Below are 16,443 nucleotides of genomic sequence, written 5' to 3' on the forward strand. Positions count from 1 at the left end.
CCCGTTAAAGCAAGTCATTACTGATCTTTACCTAAAATCGGTTATATATTTTATTCCTAAAAACCAACCTTTAAATGAAAAAATATTCTTGACCAACTTAAATAACACCTGTTTAATATATGGGCAACATAATTTTAAAGTTCATAAGTCTCAATTGGGTAAGTAGTCCAGCAAAGCATATAAATATAAGGACGGGAAACAATGAAACAACATGCATCCACACTCGCAATGAGCTATATAGCGAAAGCGACTAGCAATGCACTTCGCGCAAAGAAAACAGCCTTTACAGGTGTTGTTATGGCCGCGGCGTTAGCCAGCGCGCCAGCCTTTGCAAATCTAACCGGGGGTATCAAAGGTAAAGTATCATCACCAGAAGCACAGCAGTCACTGGCGGGGATCACAGTAACAGCAAAAAGTAATGTGATGCCAAAACCACGTACCGTTGTTACGCGAGAAGACGGCAGCTACGACTTACCACAATTAAAACCGGGTACTTATGAACTGACCTTCACCGATAAAAACGGTGTAACTCAAACCATGACTGTGGATGTTTTACTTGAACAAACTTCAAGCCTAAACGTCACTATGGGTGGTGCTAACGAAAACGTTGAAGTTATTACAGTCACTGGCAGTAAATTATTCCGCCAAGGTAAGTCTGCACTGACTAACTCACTTGGTGAAGAAGCAATCAATAGCGTACCAGTTGGTCAAGATTACCGTGACCTATTAAAACTTGTACCAGGTGTTGAGCTTTCGGCAAATACAGTCTTAGGTCCATCTGCAGGTGGTTCAGGGGTTGATAACTCCTACGGCTTTGATGGTGTAAATGTTTCAATGCCAATGTTTGGTAACTTAGCATCAGAGCCATCAACCCATGACGTTGCTTACGTAACTATGGACCGCGGTGGTGCAAAAGCGGTAGGTTTTAACCGCTCAGGCGGCTTCTCAATCAACACAGTATCAAAATCAGGTACTGACGAATTCCACGGTAATGTTGAATACAAGGTACAACCTAAAAGCTTTGTTGCAACACCTGTGGGCGAAGAAAGCTATGAGCTTGATAAAAGCTGGTTAACAGCAAGCTTAGGCGGTCCGCTTATTGAAGATACCTTGTATTTCTATACCTCTTATTATCGCCCAGAAGAAACTAAAGCGAACAAAGCTACCGCTTACGGTGATGTGAAGGACTATGAAAGTATCCGCGATGAATACTTTGGTAAATTAACCTGGGCACCTACAGACGATATTTTAATTAATATTTCACAGCGTACATCTGACAAAGAAGTTAAAGGTGATTCAATTGGCGCTTACGAAACTGACAGTGTATCTGTAGGTAGTAAAGCTGACCAAGATATCTTTACTTTAGATGGCTCTTGGATTTTAGGCTCTGCAACTACTCTATCATTTCAATACAGTAAATTTGAATTGGAAACAGGCTCGAAACCAGATACTGAGTTAAGCGTTATTCCATCATTATCTAGCCAAGTAGATATCAATAACCTTACTCAAATGGGTTATTTTTCTGTTCCAAACCTAAGAGAATATGATTCTGAAGGTGCTTTCACAGAAGAGCAAATAGCTTCTTATAATGCGGGAGCTACAGCATTAATCAATGCTTATGGTTACTTAGAAGATGGTGTGATGAAAGGTGAAGGTGGTGTTGGTGCTTACGCCCAATATGATAACCAAAACTTTTACAGAGACTCTTTTGAAATTAATTTAGAGCATGAGTTTAACTGGGGTGACACTTACCACACACTACACTTAGGCGCAAAATGGGAAGAAGGTGAAGAGCAGATTACTCGTTTATCAAATGGTTGGGGGCGCATCTCTTACCTAGGCGGTTTAGTCGATCCTGATGCAGACACTGAAGGTTTTGACCCTGCCGACGCTATATATAGAGCACATGTACAGCAAATGAGTCTAGCAACTGATGGGAGCACAGTCGCTGGTATCAATTCAGAAATGCGTAGCCTCAATTTCGAAATAAACGATACTATTGAGCATGGTGATTGGACTTATAATATCGGTCTACTTGTGAGCCAAGATACTTGGTACGGACAAGGCTTAAAAGAAAAATCAGGAACAATATCAGGTTATGAGCTAGCTCCAGGCCATAAGTACGAAATGTATAAAACAGATTGGTCTGATATGCTTCAACCGCGTTTAGGTGCAACTTGGACCTATTCTGAGGAAGACTCAGTATTTGCGAATTTTGCTATTTATAACCCTGAAGCAAGTTCATTAGCGCGTGCAGCATCTTGGGATCGAAACACACGTTCAGAAATTGAGTTACTGCTTGATGATTCGGGTAATATTCTTTCAGCATCGCCTCGACGCGGTTCTTCAGGTAAAGCATTCCAAGAAGGAATGAAACCTCGTCGTATCAATGAGTTCACACTTGGTACCACTAAATATGTGGGTTCTGACTTAGTGCTACGTGCTCACGTACGTCACCGTAAAGGTATGCACTTTTGGGAAGATATGCCAAACACAGCACGTTTAACTGACTACTCTGGCGTTGATGCTGATGGTGTACCACAACACATAGCAGACAAAGGCCTTTATGTAGATAACCTAGCCGAAATCCGCGATGAAATTGGCGGTTCATCTTATGTTATTGCTGAAGTAGATGGTGGCGAGACTAAATATTGGGAAGCCAGTATCGAAGCTGAGTACCTAGGTGAAAATAGCTACATCAATGCTTCTTATGTTTGGAGCCATTACTACGGTAACTTCGACCAAGACAATACCACAACAAGTAATGATGCTAATAACTTTATTGGCTCATCATACTATGGTGATGGTCGCGGTCGTTACTCATGGGATAACCGCTACGGGACTCTTTCCGGTGATAAACCGCATAAAGTGAAAGTCTATGGTTACTACACTGTGCCATGGGAAGCAAACATTGGTGCTTACTTTGTATTCCAATCTGGTCAGGCTTGGGAAGCATGGGATGGTACACAATACGGATACGCTTCAAGTCATGTGAGTCGCTATGCAGAACCTGCTGGTTCTCGAAGAACCGCAAGCCACTGGCAACTTGACTTAAACTACACCCAAGACTTTAAGTTCTCAGGTGATATGGAATTACAATTCCGCGCAGATTTATTTAATGTCTTCAATAGACAAACAGGGTTCAACAAAAACCCGTACGCTCAGTATGACAACTTTGGTGAATCACGCAGTTACTATAACCCTCGTAGTTTACAGCTTTCAGTTAACTTCAAGTTCTAAGTTTATCAATCCTGTTGGGGGCCGCTATTGCGGCCCTTTTTTATGCCTTAAAAACAGTAAAAGACTAAATTGTACAAAATGCTTTTGCTGCATCCATATTACTCGCTTCTTTCATAAAGTAGTCGAGTTGCACAGTTCGAATAATTGCTCTCGATTCGCTGTTACTTTCCCTTGCCTGCCAGTGCCAAGTTTTAAGCGACTCTCGCGACACATCGACAAATAGTCCTTCTGGGAAGCTCTCTACAAAACGGATATCGGTGGTATTGCCTTGTTTCTCAATAGTAATAATAAAGCGCGCACAGCCCGTCTGCTTAGATATTAAAGCTGCTTTAGGGTAACTGGGCTTTGTTGCATGTTTAAGTGTCCACAGCTGCTCTGCTGCGTTTTTATCATCACGAAGATAGAGTACATCGGTTGAGTTACTTGTTGTAGTGTTTGGGAGTTGTGAACAGCCAGCGAGTAATGCAAATACGGCAATTAAATGAACTTTCATGGTATATCCTTGAATATCAAGTTCCTTAATTTAACACAGCTTTTTTATGGGTATAAAAAACGAGGCAAGCGCCTCGTTGTTATTTATCTAGTTAGCTAATTATCTAGTTATTATTGATACAGCAAATATGGGGAGCGCTTTCGCTTAAAAGCACTTAAGCCGGCTTGCCAGCTTTGCTTTATTTGCTGCTCAGTTTGGCCTGCTTCAATGGCTAAACGCAATTTATCAGTCCCTGCAAGTTTATCCATAAAATCAGCGCGTTCAAAAAACGTTTGCTCATTCGCACTTAGCTTATGATAAACCGAAATAAACAAGCTCAAATCTAGGCCATGAATATCAGCATCTCGTAAGTCTTGACCAAATACTTCAACCCCTTTGAATTTAGGGTGCATTGAAGCGCCTTTAATCGCCCTTGGCGTAAAGCTAAATTCGCCGAGTTTAACTGGCGAGTAACCAACAACTTGAAACGGAAAATCAGTACCCCGGCCAATAGTCACAGGCGTTGCTTCAAAGAAACACAAAGATGGATAAAGCGCAATTGATTGAGCATTCGGTAAGTTAGGGCTTGGCTTTATTGGTAGCTCATAAGCCATAGTACGGTCATAATTTGCAACAGGCACGACGCTTAGCTTAAGCTTATCAGCGTCATTTATCCAACCTTCGCCTTTGATCATCTGAGCAAGCTCAGCCACTGTCATACCGTGTAAAACAGGTATTTCGTGCATACCAACAAATGAGCGAAATTGTGGGTCAAGGATAGGCCCATCAACATAGGCAATATTCGGGTTTGGTCTATCGAGTACTACAACCTCTTTACCATTTTCAGCAGCGGCTTCCATCACGTAGTGCATTGAGCTGATATAAGTGTAAAAACGAACACCAACATCTTGAATATCAAAAATAATGACGTCTAAATCAGCAAGCATCTCAGGGCTTGGCTTTTTATTACTGCCATAAATCGACACAACATCGATACCTGTCTTAGCATCCACAGTGCTTTTAACGTGAGCTCCAGCATCATGATCGCCGCGAAAGCCATGCTCTGGGGCAAATATTTTGCTAACCACAACGCCTTTATCAAGTAATGCATCAACCAAATGTTGGCCATTAACAACTGATGTTTGATTAACGACCATGCCAACACGTTTCCCAGTTAATGCAGGTACATAGGCTTGAAAATTGGCTGCACCCACCTGTAAAGGCTGTGCATTTTTAGGCGCTTGTGCAGGTGTTTCTTGGCAACCCAAAAGCGCAAAACAACTAACAAATAAAACAGCTAAAAAACGCATTATTCTTCAACCGCCTTACGTAAAAAGCCACCCGCTTTTGACAATAACTGTTTTGCTTCAGGGGCTGGTTTTCCGGTTAACACGATTAAAATAGCCAGTTTTGCACTTTGCTCGGCTTGCTTTAATGCATCCACAGCTTGCTGCTGAGAACACTCTGTTGCTTGCATCACAATACGAATAGCACGAGCGTGCAGCTTTTCGTTACTGGCATTCACATCAACCATCAGGTTTTTATACACCTTACCTGTGCGGATCATGCTGGCTGTACTTAGCATATTCAGTACGAGTTTCTGTGCCGTGCCCGATTTCATACGTGTAGAGCCAGTTACAGCTTCTGCACCCACCACGGGGCAAATGCCGATTTGTGGTAAACGCATCACCGCTGAGTCTGGATTACAAGTGACACCCACAGTGACACAACCGAGTGATTTAGCGTATTCAATTGCTGAGCAAACATACGGTGTACGACCACTGGCAGCAATGCCAACCACGACATCTTTACTAGTTAAATTGGCATTTTTTAAGTCTTCAATAGCAAACGTGGTGCTATCTTCAGCGCCTTCTACGGCTTTTTTAACTGCGGTGTCACCACCAGCAATAATACCGAGCACTTGTTGATCGCTTACGCTGTAAGTAGGCGCACATTCAACCGCATCCAAAATACCCAAACGACCACTGGTGCCAGCACCAATGTAAATTAACCTGCCACCTTGTTGAAATGCTTCAACAACATGATCGACAGCTTCACTAATTTGTGGGATCACAAGTTTCACGGCACCCGCTACTTTATGATCTTCATTATTGATTTTAGTGAGGATCTCAGTGGAGCTGAGCAGATCGATATCCAAAGTGTCTGGGTTTTGTCCTTCAGAGACAATACCGTTTAACTCTTCGAGTAACTCACGTTGTTGCTTAAAGACGTGCTCAGGGCTCATTGGGTTGTCCTTTTTCAATAATGTCATGGTAATGCTTTGCCGCTAAAATGGCGGCACCAGTTAATGAATCTCCCTTACAAGGAGATAATTCGTTTTGTAAGGCCAGTGGCAATAACGGTTGGCTGACTTTCGCCAAACCACCAATTAAAATCACCGGTAACAGCGAGTTACCTCGGCTTTTATTTATTAACCGAACCACCGATTGGGTGTGCTCTGTTAATACCGCTTTTGCTGCCTCACAGTCGTTTTGTAAGCTAAACACCAACGGGCTAAATGCTGCATAATCCGCGGGTTTTGCTTGTTTAAGCCAACTACTAATTGTTTGACGAGTGCATCCTAGCTGCTCACTCAAACGAATCGTTAATCGGCTTTTTGGTAAATCGTAAATATCTATATCGTTTAATAATTGCTGCACAGCCATCAGGCCGATGCGGGCACCACCGCCAAAATCATCAACGGTAAAACCCCAGCCACTCACCAACTTAGTTTGCTTTTGTGCGTTTAATCGTGCCCCGACAGCACCGGTGCCAAGAGCAATAACCACACATGGGTTACCAAGATTAGCACCATATAATGACGTAATTGCATCGCTGGTAATTTGCAAACTGGCAAATTCTATTTCGTAAATCAGCTTGAGCATCACTGTTAATTGTTCAGCAAGACTCTGCGATGAGCCACCAGCAACACCCATAACGGTGACAATTTCACTTGGATCTGCGCCACTTTGCTGGCAAACATCACGGGTCACTTTAACAATATTTTCTAACGCTAAATCAAGATCATTCGAAATTGATGCCGAACCCGCTTGGGCACGAAAAGTCGCGCCACTTGCCTGCTCTTTTAGCTCTGCTAACACTTTGGTGCCGCCACCATCGATGGCTAAAACATAGCGTACAGCCATTTACGCACTCTTCTCGTCTGCCGCTTTACCAAGGCAACACACCAATGTTGCGAGCAATGTACCTATGCATAGCTGCCAAGTAAATCCTAAGTAAAAGCGCATTGATTCGGGTAGTAACCAGTCAATCATGTACGGCTGCATTAATAAGGTCACCATAAAGCCCGCTATTAGCGCTGCTAACACTGAGCCTTCACTGCCTCGTTTGGTGAACAAGATAGTAAAATACACACCTAACAAACCGCTGTACGAGAACACCATTACACTTAGCGCAAATTTTAATAATGGCATATCACTGTATTGCTGCCAGAAATAACAAAGAATAGCCATCAGCGCTAAGGCAAGGCTAACCAGTGCCATCCCTACACGACCCGCTTTTACAAAGTGATGATCGTTTACTTGCTTGTTATGTTTTTCTAAATACGGGCGATAGATATCCTGTACGATGACTGAAGACATCGAACTAAGCCCAGAGTTCAAAGTAGAAATAGCCGCAGCAATAATACCCACGCTGACTAAACCTTTAACCCCGGCTGGTACTTCGTTTAATACGTAGTACATAAAGATAGTGATTTTTTCGCCATTAAATTCTTGTACGACCGTTTGCCCAGCTTCGTTATTCATTAGTGCAGGTTGCTGATAGACAATATAAAGCAGCAAACCAATAAAGATAAAAATAGCCATAACTGGGATCACCATCACTACCGATAGTAATAACGCTTTACTGCCTTCTTTTGGACTTTTACAGGTTAATAAGCGCTGCGTCATATCTTGGTCTAAACCAAATGCGGCGATGTTTAATAGCACAAAACCCGTTAACACAGAGGCCATGTTAAATACCCCTGACGGGCCAAAATCTAAATCAAATTTAAACAGCGCAAGTTTTGAGTCTGCACCAGGACTTGGCTCACTCAAAGTTGCAATTATGGTTGAGAAATCAGCCGGAATAACACTCAGCAAGCACCAAATAACCGCAATAGCCGCACTAACATAAACGATACTTTGCAGTACATCAGAATAAATAACGCTGCGAATGCCCCCCAAAAAGGTATAAAGCAGACCTGCCAGCGCCAGCACTAAAGTCGCGATAACCACACTATCGGCATCGATATTGCCATATAGAATCATCGCCACAGCAATAGCGGCCATGTATAAACGAGCACCACTGGCAAACACACGACCAAATAAATACATCATGCCACTACGGCGCTTGGCCTGTGGCCCGATACGTTTTTCAAGCAGTTCATACACAGTGAACACTTTTTGCTGGTAGAACTTTGGAATTAAAAACGCCGACACCACAAATGCCGCAATAAACGCACCGATATTAGTCGCAAGGTAAGAAAAGTCACCTTGATAGCCTTGATCTGGCCCGCCAATAAACGTTGCCGCTGATTGCGAAGTCGCTAAAACAGAAATAGCCACCATCCAAGTTGGCATGCTATTTCCGCCTAGAAAAAAATCTTGGCTTGAGTTAGCGCGTTTGCGATTAAACCACCAGCCACTTAGCAATAAAATTGCACCGTAACTTGCGAATACTAGCCAATCGAGAAAAGCGTAATTTGCACTCATTTATTATCCTAACTCAAACCCAAGTGGAATATATTATTCCACCATTATGACAAAATTAAAATACTTTTATTTTATTATTTTTATTTAGCTAAGTTAGGTAATTGCCACTGACTTTGCTTTTGTTGATATTGCGCTTTGGTCAAGCTGACTAATAGCGGCTTTTTACGCTCATCTAACCAAGCAAGTAACGCATCCATATTGCTTTCTGTCATTGCTGTACAACCTGCTGTTGGCTTACTTGGTGCCCGCCATAAATGCATAAAGATACAACTACCCGCACCATTGATATTGCTTGGATTATGCTTAACTACAATGCCTTTTTTATAAAGATTATCTTGGCTGTAAATATCACGACGCATCCACTCTGAAGAATCTTTTACGGCATCTTCACCTACTTGTGCTTTATCAACCAACTGGTTGTAAAACGGTGAGCCTTTCACATCAATACAATAATCATTTGCTGTCATTGCTTGATAACTGAGGTTCGTTTGTAATGAATCTAAATAACCAAATGCAGTACCAAGCTCAAAAATACCCGCAGGTGCTTTACCATCGCCTTCTTGTTTTTGCTGACCAGGTTGTGCAGGATGCAGCCCCACTCCCCAAGCAAGACCAGTTCGACCTAGTACCACTGCGTGTTGCTGACCTTGTTGTTGCCAGCTGCCAGCGGTCTTTTCAAAGCGATAAAGAGTGGCATCAATGGCATCACTATCATTGGCCACCACCACCACGAGCTGTTGATGACTGTTATCAATAACAGGTTTAGGTAACTCTTTGCTGGCACAAGCCGATAAACTCATAACTGCAATAAGACTGACTAGTTTTTTCATGCTGGCCATACTCCGTTTGTAATTAGTTCAAGCCCCGTTATTGATTCAATGCCAAGACCTGGGGCATCCGATAAGCGTATTTGTGGACCGCTAAATTCAACGCCCCCTTGCACTGGGTCATACTGACCAAGGGCAGGGCCATCTAAATCGATTTTACTGATTTGCTGCGCTTTGGCAGAGGCTAAATGTGCAGCACCAGCAACGGCAATACTGCCCTCTAGCATACAACCTATCATACACTCTGCTTGGTATTGGGCTGTGATATTAGCTATCTCAATTGCTCGGCTTAAACCGCCCGTTTTCATTAATTTAATATTGATAATATCAACTGCGCCAAGCTCTAAAAGTTGGATCACTTGCTTCGGTGAAAAGGCGCTTTCATCGGCCATAATCGGGGTATTCACTCGCTCAGTAATATATTTGAGCCCTTGAATATCACTGCTTTTTACTGGCTGCTCAACCAACTCTAATACCACGCCTGCTTGCTCAAGTTGCTGCAGTGCAAACACAGTTTGCTTGGCATTCCAGCCTTGGTTTACATCTAAACGCAGCTGCGCCTTAGCGGCAAAGCCTGCATGGATTGCTTTTACACGTTCAATATCTTGATTAAGGTTATTGCCGATTTTTATTTTTAATACATCAAAGCCTTGCTCAACCGCTCGCTGACAGTCACTGAGCATTTTATCTATGTTATCGACACTAATGGTGATATCGGTTTTCAGCTCTGAATTACCACCACCAAGTAGCTTATACAATGGCGCTTGATAGAGCTTGCCCCACAAGTCGTAAACCGCCAGCTCTAACGCCGCTTTTGCACTACTGTTACCAACCACGGTTGATTGAATAATGTGGGTTAGCTGGTTAATGTTTTCGATTTCTTGCCCCACTAATTTAGGAGCAATAAACTGCTGAATGACCGCGATCATTCCTTGATGGGTATCGCCTGTAATAACCGGTGTTGAAGCCGCAGAGCCATAGCCAATTTGGCCACATTCGGTGTCGATTAAAACCACTAAATCCTCAATAAAACTCACTTCTCTCAGTGCTGTTTTAAATGGGGTAACTAATGGCACTTTGAGCTTTGCAAAGCGAACAGCTTTAATTTTCATAATGGCCTCTAGCGAATACGCTTAATGTTATAAACACGATCTAAGTAGCTGGTTTCTTGAGATAATCTAAGTGGCAATAATGGTGTGACCGACACCCCATTCAAGGCACTATTATAAAAACTGCCATCGCCTTTGTTATAACCTAAGCCTTTAACGTCATGAATAACATAAGGCTCACCATGATGCTCTCCTAAGTACATCATTACATGACCCGGAATATAAATTAGATCGCCAATCGCCATATTTTTAACCGTCGGTAACTTATCATCTGCCGCAGTATTTTTATCAAAGCGATTATTTTGCCCGTATTCACTACTGCCTTGCTGCCCTGAATTACGCGGCATTAGTAGGCCAAAGCTCTTATAAATTTCACCAACAAAGCCAGTGCAGTCACGGCCATTATAATCATGACCCCAACCATAACGCTCGCCTAAAAACTTAAAGCCTTGTTTAATGAGATTCTGCTCGTTGTAGTCTAGGTAGCCTAAATTTACATCGGCAGTTTTACTTATCATTGCAGGTTTAATAACAAGTTTGCCTTGCTCATCGCGGGTAGGTAACTGTACAACATGGCTAGCATAGCTGTTTTGGCCGTTGAGCAAATACGGTACTTGCTCACTATCAACTAATGGTAAGCGCACTCCCATATCGAGCTGAACTTCTGAGAGGCCTTCATCATTTGGCACATAAGCAGTATTTACTTTTGCACCGGTTACCACCAAGAAGTCATCTTGTTCGCGATAGGCTTTTATTTTATCTGCATCAGCAAAGGCAAGATCTTCTGCAGGCGTCCACGCTAGGTAGTTGTAAGCACGTACTAACAACCATTTTTTATCTGCGCTTTGATGCAATACAGCAACCGCTTCGCCCGGAAACATTCCGCTTTCTTGAAAGCGATCTAAGTCTTGATCAAGGCCGCTATTTAAAACCCGATCCCAAGTTGGAAAAGTACGTAATGCAGTGCGCTTAACGACTACAGCAAAACGTACCTCATTGTTATCTGCGACCTTGTTAAGGTTTAAGTTTTCCTGATATTTGGCAAAGTCTTTCGCGGTGAGTTGGCGGCCGTCTGTAAAAAAGCGCGGGCTTTTTGGAATTGAACTTGCCGAATGAATGGCGCTTGTTAACTCGTCTTTACTGAGCGATTTTTGAAATGACAGAGGATCAACAATGTATTTATTATCTTTTACTAGTTTCTCGTTGAAGGCCGCAATTTGCGCCTCTGTCATGATCACTTTTGCCGATGCACCTTGTGCTAGCCAGTAGCTGGGCGAAAGCTGTGACTGCGTGACCCCGATAACATCTGATTGCCAACCCTCAGCATGCATAGGTGCACTAAAAGCAACACCTAAAGTAATTGATAAAGCGATAATTGAACGACGCATAGCTGTACCTTAATTCTTATTGAACGCGTTAATCTAATAATTTTGTAAAAGCATGCTGCAACTTTTGCTGCATTTGCTTACCGACTATTGGCAAATTGGCTTCGTCGGCCCCCGAAGTTGACTGCTGTACACTAAACGTAAACTCACGGCCACCTTGGTAATTGCCTAAACACACATGTGCCAACATTACGGTTTCTGTGGTGGAGCGTGTTTCACTTGGCCCCCAACCAATTTTTTGCCAAACACGCCACTGCCCATTCGTCGCGCTATCGAGCACTTCTTTTGCAGAGCGACTATCATTTGGCGCAATAACATTTGCTAATGCATTTGTAACGATATGACTGATACCTACCATCATACCGCCAACTTGAGCATGTTCATCTGTATGACCTGTGCCGTTAAGTAGCACATCAACATCAGTTGCTTGTAAAAAAGGCATTTGCGTACTTGGTTCACGCTGGTGACTAACCAGACGTTTTAACCATTCCGCTTGAGCAAGTGTGGTCATTGCTTTGTTGCCCGTTAAACCACAACTCTCACAACGATACCCTAAATAGCCAGGATCATCACTGCTTGCTTTGAACCGAGCTATCTTTGCATCAAGCTCATTATTGACAGGGTTATGCCAATATTCGTCTGATGGCATAAACTGCTCTGAGCCATATGCGCCGTTAAATAACAAACGCTGATCCTGTAGTTTTAGCCAGCCATCATTAAAAAGCCCACGTAAGTATTCGCGCCCTGCCACATTGACAAAATAACTGGCTATCGCATTTGAATTACCATCGGCTTTGCCAAATGCTTCGTAACTATTAATACTGCTGATCAAATCAGCCAGTGCTGTATCGCCGGCAAAAGAAGCTGCACCAAGCTCTGGGTGGGATTGCCTTACTTTTGAAAGCGCACCGCTAAACGCTTGAATTTTTGATGAGCTCCAAGGTTCATACAACTCATTGTGGCTGCCGTCACTTAAATACCGGTAAGCTAATTGCCCTGCTCGAACTTGATAATCGATTAGGAGTAGCTTGCCCGGTTGCTCTGGGGCTAAAAAATACTGCCAATCGGCCGCAACTCTGTTTTGCCAACCTGCCTGCTGGTAATTAACCTCAGCCGCTGATTTATAACCTTGCAGGTTGCTTTCATTTTCGAGTGATAAACAGCCGCTATTAGATAAGTCTTTTGGCAAAATAGCGGGTGCTAACATTACTTGCTCAAAGTATTGTTGGTCGGTTAATGGGGCTTTTTCTGTGTTCGCTTCACAACCAGTCAAAAGCATCAAGCCGCAACTTATAGCCAGCCGTTTTTGATATGCACCTTTCGCATACATAAAATAAAATTCCCACTTGTTATTATTTTTGGAATATTTTATTAAATCTAACACAAATTGACCGTGAAGCAAATTAACTCGGTTTTAATGCGTAAAGGATTTGAAACAGTGAGGATTTAGGTGAAGTTGAGTGTGAAACTACACTCAACTTCTTAAGAGATTAAAGAACTTGCTCAGTGTATTTTTGTAAGTCAGTGATCAAATCACGATATAGCGTTGAGCTTTTATCCTTAATGCGGTCGAGAAAGAAATCGTCAGCAATATGGGTGATTTTTTGACGCTTCTTTTTATCGCTTAACTTGCTTTGCGCAACATCCATCAGCTCGGCTATTTTCTCACGTTCATAGCCGTTTAAAGAGGGATCTGTGCTGATATCTTTTAGCATGACTAATGAGTCTATTGTTGAGCCATTTAGGGTTACCGTTAACGCTTTTGCTAAGCTTGGTAGCCAAGGTTTTTCAATCTGCTCACCAATCACATAAAACATGTTTTGTGCTGTCGCTAGGTCACCATCACGTACTGCAACACTGCCAATAATGAGATAAGAAATAAGCTGCTCTTTTGGATAGCTCTGGCTCACTGTCGCAAACAAAGGATCGGTGCGAATGAAGTCAGCTTTTTGTTTAGCCATTTTACGCCAGCCTTTGTTATAAAAAGCCAAAGACTGAGCACTGTATGCTAAATATTTACCCCGCATATCAGTCGCTTTAGCAAGCGCTAAGTCGCTTTCAGCAATTGCAAAATCTTTACTTACACCAAGGCTCAAAATGTAGCTCATCATGGCATGAGTCAGTGTTGGCTCAATAGGACCTATTTGCTCTAACTGTTCTTTTTGCAGTTTGTTATAACCATAAGCAATGGTATCGACACTGGTATTCGACACTCCCCTGTACGTTTCATAACTAAAACTATCTTGTAGATCAGCATATTGTTGTTGCTCAGTCTTTGTTGATTTGCAACCACTTAGTAAAGCGACACAAAACAGCGAGCTCGTTGCTAATTTAACAAAGGGGATGCTATTTAAAGCGGTCATCAATAATTCCTTTTTCTACTTCTATGGCATCATGTGCCAAACCTTGGTATATCGGGCTATGGATTCTACTTAACGAGAATATAATATTGCTGTCTTCGACAACGCTTATTGCATGCTCAGATGCATTGATTTGCACACCAGCACCATCAAATCGGCTTTCATTCAGTTTTACACCTTGTTGAGCCGTAATAGTGACATTGGTTAGTTCAACCACAGAGCGCTTAATATTTAAAGCGAGTTTAGCCCCTGATAAGCTTAGATTTTCTAATCTCACTAAAGAATCTTTAATACGGATAGATTCAGCAACCACATTTTTAAGTAACACATTATTACAGTCTTCAATAATCATATGACGGTAATGGCCTGAAAACTCGCGACTGTGCTGATCTTCACAATGAAATGTCTCGATTTGTTTATCTGAAACTTCTGCACTGGCTGGTTTTTTAACTTCCCCAGTTAACGCTCGATTTAATAAAGCTAAAAACTGGCTGGGCTGTTGCTTCATTGGCACATGACCCACATTAGGCAGAGTAGCTAAATCACTATTGATTAGCTGGCTGTTCAATACTTTTGCTGTTCGTAATGGAGCTACAGCATCTTCTTCACCCCAAATAATATGTGTTTCAATTTTCAGATTGCTGACAATCTCGCTAAAGTCTTCCTCAACTAAACTCAGTGCTGCATTCATATTCGGTGTTTCACCCATTACTAGCTTCCACGCACCATCACTACGCTGCAATAACTCTGTCAGGTATGAATCAATCGCCCCCTCTTCAATGAGTCCGGTTGTAAAATCATTGAGCTGAGCTAACTTAGTTGAAAGGAATTTAGGTAGCTTAGTATTAGGCTTAGGTACGTTGGAGATAGGCTTTATAAATGCCACTTTATGTAAGATACCCGCTGCGTCGACTAACACCAATTTATTGAGTTTCTGCGGGTATTTGCCAGCAAAATACAGGCTGACCGCGCCCCCCATCGAATGACCCACAACCGTAGTTGGTTCAGCAATATAGAGATCGACCACTTCCGCCAGTACAGCAGCATAATTGCGAGGAGAGTAACGCCCTTCGGGGCTTTCTGAGTGAGCAAAACCAGGTAAATCAATCGCAATAACATGATATTGCTTAGTGAGTTCAGGAATAACCCCAAACCAATCTTGCATACCTAATACGCCTAAACCATGTACGAGTAACAAAGGCGGCGCCTTTTTATCACCGGCCTCTAAGACCAAAATTGATGAATTAAATACGGACTCTTGGTAAGTACTAAATAACCAATCTGCTTTAATAGGAGATTCAAATTTGAGTGCTTGGATTTGTTGTTGGTTTAATGGTGTTGATTGCGATACAACTGGCTCGCTTTGCGCAGCAAACGAACCAAGCAAAATGCAATAAAAAAAGAATAAGTGAAATAGACGCAAGGGATATTGGTTTAATTATTATTGTATTAGCGAGATTGTACCCTTTGTCGGTTAAATGTAAATAATGCATGAGCATGAACCTAATATTGAGAAATGGTTATTCTGGTATAGATAGCAGGATGTGAGAGGTGTAGATCATCATTTATGGCGACTGCATCTTGATACGCGCGAAACACGTTTCACGCCTATGGGGGCATTTTTGTATTTTGAGTTGGGATTTAATTTGGGATCTGGGAGCGTGATGTTCGCGACTGAAGTCGCTCCTACCTGTAGGTTGTCGTCATTTATGGCGACATCATCGTGATGCGCGCGAAACAAGTTTCACGCCTACGGGGTGCGTTTTTTGTATTTTGAGTTGGGGTTTAATTTGGGATCTGGGAGCGTGATGTTCGCGACTGAAGTCGCTCCTACGCGAATTGCGGGCACAAAAAACCGACTTTCGTCGGTTTATGTCACTTTCTAAGAGAAAGTGGCGGACGCGGGACGTATTTTGAAACAGTGAACCTCCGGCTGCGTGGTTCAAAGTCGCCTAAAGAATAATGAGGTGCAATAAAACGGTATGTTTATTCACGACTGAAGTCGCTCCTACAACCACACCTACGCGAATTGCGGGCACAAAAAAACCGACTTTCGTCGGTTTATGTCACTTTAACTCTAATTGAGAGAAAGTGGCGGACGCGGGAGGATTCGAACCTCCGACCGCCTGGTTCGTAGCCAGGTACTCTATCCAGCTGAGCTACGCGTCCGCATTATATTCTGCATGTTTAAGTCTTGCATTGACTGTATCTTAAAGACACAAAAAAACCGACAGCTTGTCGGCTTATGTCACTTTCTAAGAGAAAGTGGCGGACGCGGGAGGATTCGAACCTCCGACCGCCTGGTTCGTAGCCAGGTACTCTATCCAGCTGAGCT

The 16,443-nt window shown here is 42.6% G+C and carries 12 protein-coding genes and 1 tRNA gene; 1 reads left to right on the forward strand and 12 read right to left on the reverse strand.

The genetic code is table 11. The features are described from left to right. Nucleotides 1-201 precede the first annotated feature (201 nt). Complete coding sequence (locus tag HUS61_RS17630; protein ID WP_054560798.1) at nucleotides 202-3,240, forward strand: TonB-dependent receptor; 3,039 nt, start codon at nucleotides 202-204, stop codon at nucleotides 3,238-3,240. Nucleotides 3,241-3,304: 64 nt separating this feature from the next. Here HUS61_RS17630 and HUS61_RS17635 read toward each other — a convergent pair whose 3' ends face one another. The 12 genes from HUS61_RS17635 to HUS61_RS17690 all read right to left on the reverse strand — a co-directional run bounded on the left by HUS61_RS17635 (nucleotide 3,305) and on the right by HUS61_RS17690 (nucleotide 16,277). Continuing rightward, nucleotides 3,305-3,733, reverse strand: coding sequence for an energy transducer TonB (locus HUS61_RS17635; protein ID WP_175083541.1), 429 nt, complete (start codon nucleotides 3,731-3,733; stop codon nucleotides 3,305-3,307). Nucleotides 3,734-3,843: 110 nt separating this feature from the next. Continuing rightward, nucleotides 3,844-5,022: an exo-beta-N-acetylmuramidase NamZ domain-containing protein gene (locus HUS61_RS17640; protein ID WP_175083542.1), complete on the reverse strand. Its 1,179-nt coding sequence runs from the start codon at nucleotides 5,020-5,022 to the stop codon at nucleotides 3,844-3,846. Then, nucleotides 5,022-5,957, reverse strand: coding sequence for an N-acetylmuramic acid 6-phosphate etherase (gene murQ / locus HUS61_RS17645; protein ID WP_054560801.1), 936 nt, complete (start codon nucleotides 5,955-5,957; stop codon nucleotides 5,022-5,024). Before murQ ends, HUS61_RS17640 begins: the two co-directional genes overlap by 1 nt. Beyond that, nucleotides 5,947-6,858, reverse strand: coding sequence for a BadF/BadG/BcrA/BcrD ATPase family protein (locus HUS61_RS17650; RefSeq protein ID WP_175083543.1), 912 nt, complete (start codon nucleotides 6,856-6,858; stop codon nucleotides 5,947-5,949). The genes murQ and HUS61_RS17650 overlap by 11 nt, the downstream gene beginning before the upstream one ends. Next, the gene (locus HUS61_RS17655) at nucleotides 6,859-8,427 is read right to left on the reverse strand and encodes a sodium:solute symporter (RefSeq protein WP_175083544.1); all 1,569 of its coding nucleotides are present in this window, start codon (nucleotides 8,425-8,427) and stop codon (nucleotides 6,859-6,861) included. It lies immediately after the preceding gene. Nucleotides 8,428-8,507: 80 nt separating this feature from the next. Next, nucleotides 8,508-9,257 (reverse strand): L,D-transpeptidase, encoded by a 750-nt coding sequence (locus HUS61_RS17660; protein ID WP_082389162.1) that lies wholly within the window; start codon nucleotides 9,255-9,257, stop codon nucleotides 8,508-8,510. Next, complete coding sequence (locus HUS61_RS17665; protein WP_175083545.1) at nucleotides 9,254-10,366, reverse strand: mandelate racemase/muconate lactonizing enzyme family protein; 1,113 nt, start codon at nucleotides 10,364-10,366, stop codon at nucleotides 9,254-9,256. Before HUS61_RS17665 ends, HUS61_RS17660 begins: the two co-directional genes overlap by 4 nt. Before the next feature lie 8 nt (nucleotides 10,367-10,374). After that, on the reverse strand, nucleotides 10,375-11,751 hold the full coding sequence (locus HUS61_RS17670) for an SH3 domain-containing protein (protein ID WP_175083546.1): 1,377 nt from the start codon (nucleotides 11,749-11,751) through the stop codon (nucleotides 10,375-10,377). Between the two features lie 28 nt (nucleotides 11,752-11,779). Next, nucleotides 11,780-13,027 carry a hypothetical protein gene (locus HUS61_RS17675; RefSeq protein WP_175083547.1) on the reverse strand — a complete coding sequence of 416 codons (1,248 nt, stop codon included), beginning with the start codon at nucleotides 13,025-13,027 and terminating at the stop codon, nucleotides 11,780-11,782. A gap of 211 nt (nucleotides 13,028-13,238) precedes the next feature. Beyond that, a complete protein-coding gene (locus tag HUS61_RS17680) occupies nucleotides 13,239-14,111 on the reverse strand; it encodes a hypothetical protein (RefSeq protein WP_175083548.1) in 873 nt (290 codons plus the stop codon). After that, nucleotides 14,095-15,531, reverse strand: coding sequence for an alpha/beta fold hydrolase (locus HUS61_RS17685; RefSeq protein ID WP_175083549.1), 1,437 nt, complete (start codon nucleotides 15,529-15,531; stop codon nucleotides 14,095-14,097). Before HUS61_RS17685 ends, HUS61_RS17680 begins: the two co-directional genes overlap by 17 nt. A 669-nt stretch (nucleotides 15,532-16,200) precedes the next feature. Further along, a tRNA-Arg gene (locus HUS61_RS17690) sits at nucleotides 16,201-16,277 on the reverse strand. Nucleotides 16,278-16,443: the final 166 nt, after the last annotated feature.

Origin of the sequence: Pseudoalteromonas sp. 0802 (assembly GCF_013350085.1) — a bacterium.
Lineage (GTDB): Bacteria > Pseudomonadota > Gammaproteobacteria > Enterobacterales > Alteromonadaceae > Pseudoalteromonas.

Excerpts from the sequence above, each read along its gene's own strand:
- HUS61_RS17630 (WP_054560798.1), top strand. The coding sequence starts at position 202 with ATGAAACAACATGCATCCACACTCGCAATGAGCTATATAGCGAAAGCG.
- HUS61_RS17635 (WP_175083541.1), bottom strand. The coding sequence starts at position 3,733 with ATGAAAGTTCATTTAATTGCCGTATTTGCATTACTCGCTGGCTGTTCA.
- HUS61_RS17640 (WP_175083542.1), bottom strand. The coding sequence starts at position 5,022 with ATGCGTTTTTTAGCTGTTTTATTTGTTAGTTGTTTTGCGCTTTTGGGT.
- murQ (WP_054560801.1), bottom strand. The coding sequence starts at position 5,957 with ATGAGCCCTGAGCACGTCTTTAAGCAACAACGTGAGTTACTCGAAGAG.
- HUS61_RS17650 (WP_175083543.1), bottom strand. The coding sequence starts at position 6,858 with ATGGCTGTACGCTATGTTTTAGCCATCGATGGTGGCGGCACCAAAGTG.
- HUS61_RS17655 (WP_175083544.1), bottom strand. The coding sequence starts at position 8,427 with ATGAGTGCAAATTACGCTTTTCTCGATTGGCTAGTATTCGCAAGTTAC.
- HUS61_RS17660 (WP_082389162.1), bottom strand. The coding sequence starts at position 9,257 with ATGAAAAAACTAGTCAGTCTTATTGCAGTTATGAGTTTATCGGCTTGT.
- HUS61_RS17665 (WP_175083545.1), bottom strand. The coding sequence starts at position 10,366 with ATGAAAATTAAAGCTGTTCGCTTTGCAAAGCTCAAAGTGCCATTAGTT.
- HUS61_RS17670 (WP_175083546.1), bottom strand. The coding sequence starts at position 11,751 with ATGCGTCGTTCAATTATCGCTTTATCAATTACTTTAGGTGTTGCTTTT.
- HUS61_RS17675 (WP_175083547.1), bottom strand. The coding sequence starts at position 13,027 with ATGCTTTTGACTGGTTGTGAAGCGAACACAGAAAAAGCCCCATTAACC.
- HUS61_RS17680 (WP_175083548.1), bottom strand. The coding sequence starts at position 14,111 with ATGACCGCTTTAAATAGCATCCCCTTTGTTAAATTAGCAACGAGCTCG.